This window comes from Nocardia farcinica (assembly GCF_029867845.1).
Lineage (GTDB): Bacteria > Actinomycetota > Actinomycetes > Mycobacteriales > Mycobacteriaceae > Nocardia > Nocardia farcinica_A.
The window spans coordinates 1-3992 of sequence record NZ_JARWRU010000598.1; the positions used below are offsets into that span (position 1 = coordinate 1).

Sequence of the window (3992 nt, forward strand, 5' to 3'; positions counted from 1 at the left end):
TCTTTGCTTCTGCCACTAACCACCCCCCTCTGCCGCCGCTCCCGCCCCCCGCCCCGCCGCGCCCCGCCCGCCCCGGGGGCCCCCGGGCCCCCCCCCCCCGCCGCACGGCAGGCCGGGCCTCGGACGGCAGGCCAGCTTCGACATCGAACCGCTCGACCGTCCACCCGCACGAGGAGCCTCGGCTCACCAAGGAGGGGAAGCGCTCGTGAACCCGGAAACCCCCACCCTCGTACTCGGCGCGCTCGGTGCGGCTTTCGCGGTGTTCTCGGTCGCGCTCTCGGCGCTGATCGGCCCCAAGCGCTACAACCGGGTCAAGCTCGAGGCCTACGAGTGCGGCATCGAAGCCACCCCGCACGCGGTGGCGGGCGGTCCCGGAAACGCTGCCGGACAACGCTTTCCGGTCAAGTACTACCTGACCGCGATGCTGTTCATCATCTTCGACATCGAGATCGTGTTCCTCTACCCGTGGGCGGTGCACTTCGACGCGCTGGGTCTGTTCGGTCTCGTCGCCATGACGCTGTTCATCGTCAACGTCTCGATCGCCTACGCCTACGAATGGCGTCGCGGCGGGCTCAGCTGGGACTGATCGCCGCCGGAGTTCGCCCGCACAGTGGAAGTGAGTGTCAGTCGGATATGGGTTTAGAGGAGAAACTGCCCAGCGGATTCCTGCTGAGCACGGTGGAAGGTCTCGCCGGATATTTCCGCAAGGGCTCGCTGTGGCCCGCCACCTTCGGTCTGGCCTGCTGCGCCATCGAGATGATGGCCACCGGCGCGGGTCGCTACGATCTCGCGCGCTTCGGCATGGAGGTCTTCCGCGCCTCGCCGCGGCAGGCCGATCTGATGATCGTGGCCGGGCGGGTCAGCCAGAAGATGGCGCCGGTGCTGCGGCAGGTCTACGACCAGATGGCCGAACCGAAATGGGTGCTCGCCATGGGCGTGTGCGCCTCCTCGGGCGGCATGTTCAACAACTACGCCGTGGTGCAGGGCGTCGACCACGTGGTCCCGGTCGACATCTACCTGCCCGGCTGCCCGCCGCGCCCGGAGATGCTGCTCAACGCCATCCTGACGTTGAACGAGCAGATCGCCCGCGCGCCCATGGGCGTCAACCGCGAGGAGGCGATCCGCGCCGCCGAGCAGGCCGCGCTGGCATCCACGCCCACCATCAGGATGGAGGGGCTGCTGCGATGAGTTCCGGCGATCGGCACAACGGCGGCGACCGTCCACGCAACGGCAACGGCAACACCAATGGCAACAGCAACGGCAACGGCAATGGCAAGGGCCGACCGCACCCGGACGTCCCCGATCCCGGCGTCGGTCCCGAATCCACGGTCCCGGCAACGGGTCCGGCGGCCGCGGGCGCCGAGCTGATCGGCGTGCGCCGCGGCATGTTCGGCATCCGCGACACCGGCGACACCTCCGGTTACGGCCGCCTGGTGCGCCCGGTCCTGCTACCCGGCAGCACCCTGCCGCCCTACGGCGGCTACTTCGACGAACTCGTCGACACCCTCACCGAGGCGCTCGGCGGCGACGGGGAAGGTTTCGCCGCGGCGGTGGAGAAGGTGGTGGTGTTCCGCGGCGAACTCACGCTGCACATCCGCCGCGAGCACATCGAGACGGTGGCCCGCGCGCTGCGCGACCACCCGGGCCTGCGCTTCGAACTGTGCCTCGGCGTGAGCGGCGTGCACTACCCCGAGGACACCGGCCGTGAACTGCACGCGGTCTACCAGCTGCGCTCCATCACCCACCGGCGCACGCTGCGCCTGGAGACCTGCGCGCCGGACACCGACCCGCACATCCCCTCGCTGTTCGCGGTCTACCCCACCTGCGACTGGCACGAACGGGAGACCTACGACTTCTTCGGCATCGTCTTCGACGGCCACCCGTCGCTGACCCGCATCGCCATGCCCGACGACTGGCGTGGCCACCCCCAGCGCAAGGACTACCCGCTCGGCGGGATCCCGGTCGAATACAAGGGCGCGCGGATCCCGCCGCCCGACGAGCGGAGGGCGTACAGCTAGTGAAGGACACCGACATCCGGCCCGGGCGCCACCGCGCCGAGGGCCAGGCACAGCCGATCGATCCCGACACCCGCGACGGCGACACGGTGGTCACCGTCTCCGGCCAGGACTGGGACACCGTCACCGAATCCCTCGGTGACGCGCGCGAGGAACGCATCGTCGTCAACATGGGCCCGCAGCACCCCTCCACGCACGGAGTGCTGCGGCTGATCCTGGAGATCGAGGGCGAGACCGTGGTCGAGGCCCGCTGCGGCATCGGCTACCTGCACACCGGCATCGAGAAGAACCTCGAGTTCCGCAACTGGACCCAGGGTGTCACCTTCGTGACCCGCATGGACTACCTCTCGCCGTTCTACAACGAGGTCGCCTACTGCCTTGGCGTGGAACGGCTGCTCGGCATCACCGAGCAGATCCCCGAGCGGGCCGGCGTGGTGCGGGTGATGCTCATGGAACTCAACCGCATCTCTTCGCACATGGTGGCGTTGGCCACCGGCGGCATGGAACTCGGCGCGCTGACGCCGATGCTGTTCGGCTTCCGCGAACGCGAACTGGTGCTCGACGTGTTCGAGGCCATCACCGGCCTGCGCATGAACCACGCCTACATCCGCCCCGGCGGCCTGGCCCAGGACGTGCCGGAGGAGGGCATCACCAAGGTCCGCGAACTGCTCGCGCTCATGCCGAAGCGGTTGCGCGACATGGAGCACCTGCTCACCGAGAACCCGATCTTCAAGGCCCGCACCCAGAACGTCGGCTATCTCGACCTGACCGGCTGCATGGCGCTCGGCATCACCGGCCCGGTGCTGCGCTCCACCGGCCTGCCCAACGACCTGCGCAAGAGCGATCCCTACTGCGGCTACGAGAACTACGAGTTCGAGGTGCCGGTCACCACCAGCTGCGACTGCTACGGCCGCTACCTGATCCGCATCGAGGAGATGAAGGAATCACTCAAGATCGTCGAACAGTGCCTGGACCGGCTGCGCCCCGGCCCGGTCATGATCGACGACAAGAAGATCGCCTGGCCGGCCGACCTGCACCTCGGCCCCGACGGCCTCGGCAACTCCCCCGCCCACATCGGCCGCATCATGGGCCGATCCATGGAGGGCCTGATCCACCACTTCAAACTGGTCACCGAGGGCATCAGGGTGCCGGCGGGCCAGGTGTACACAGCGGTGGAGTCCCCGCGCGGCGAGCTCGGGGTGCACATGGTCAGCGACGGCGGCACCCGGCCGTACCGGGTGCACTATCGCGACCCTTCGTTCACGAATCTGCAAGCGGTGGCGGCGATGTGCGAGGGCGGCATGGTCGCCGACGTGATCGCCGCGGTCGCGAGCATCGACCCGGTGATGGGTGGTGTCGACCGATGAGCGACCGTCAGTCCGAACCCGTGCTGCTGTCGTTGAGCACGCGCCCGCGGCCCTACCCGCCCGAGGTGCGCGAACGGCTGGAGGTCGACGCCAAGGAGATCATCGGGCGCTACCCGCATCCGCGTTCGGCGCTGCTGCCGCTGCTGCACCTGGTGCAGTCCGAGGACGGCTACGTCACCGGCACCGGCATCGAATTCTGCGCCGAGCAGCTGGGATTGACCGGCGCCGAGGTCACCGCGGTGGCCACCTTCTACTCGATGTACCGGCGCACCCCCACCGGCGACTACCACGTCGGCGTGTGCACCAACACGTTGTGCGCGGTGCTCGGCGGCGACGCCATCCTCGCGGAACTGGCCGGGCATCTCGGCATCGCGCCGGGCGAGACCACCGCCGACGGCACGGTCACCCTCGAACACGTCGAGTGCAACGCCGCCTGCGACTACGCGCCGGTGGTGATGGTCAACTGGGAGTTCTTCGACAACCAGACCCCCGAGTCGGGGCGCGCCCAGGTGGGGGCGCAGCCGGGCCGGCAGCAGGGGCCGGCCCCCCCCGGGCGGCCCCCGGGGACCAAACGCCGCCACCCCCGCCCGCAGGGCCGCGTACCCCCCCC

Annotated in this window: 5 protein-coding genes; all 5 read left to right on the forward strand. The window is 69.4% G+C overall.

All coding sequences use genetic code 11. The features are described from left to right. Positions 1-205 precede the first annotated feature (205 nt). A complete protein-coding gene (locus QH283_RS13055) occupies positions 206-586 on the forward strand; it encodes an NADH-quinone oxidoreductase subunit A (protein WP_280503268.1) in 381 nt (126 codons plus the stop codon). 47 nt (positions 587-633) lie between these two features. Next, positions 634-1188, forward strand: coding sequence for a NuoB/complex I 20 kDa subunit family protein (locus tag QH283_RS13060; RefSeq protein WP_280503269.1), 555 nt, complete (start codon positions 634-636; stop codon positions 1186-1188). Continuing rightward, a complete protein-coding gene (locus tag QH283_RS13065; protein ID WP_280503270.1) occupies positions 1185-2018 on the forward strand; it encodes an NADH-quinone oxidoreductase subunit C in 834 nt (277 codons plus the stop codon). Before QH283_RS13060 ends, QH283_RS13065 begins: the two co-directional genes overlap by 4 nt. A 56-nt stretch (positions 2019-2074) precedes the next feature. Further along, positions 2075-3382 (forward strand): NADH dehydrogenase (quinone) subunit D, encoded by a 1308-nt coding sequence (nuoD, locus tag QH283_RS13070; RefSeq protein ID WP_280503272.1) that lies wholly within the window; start codon positions 2075-2077, stop codon positions 3380-3382. Beyond that, positions 3379-3992 (forward strand): NADH-quinone oxidoreductase subunit NuoE (gene nuoE, locus QH283_RS13075; RefSeq protein ID WP_280503271.1); only part of this gene is annotated, 614 nt, incomplete at its 3' end. The genes nuoD and nuoE, both read left to right, overlap by 4 nt.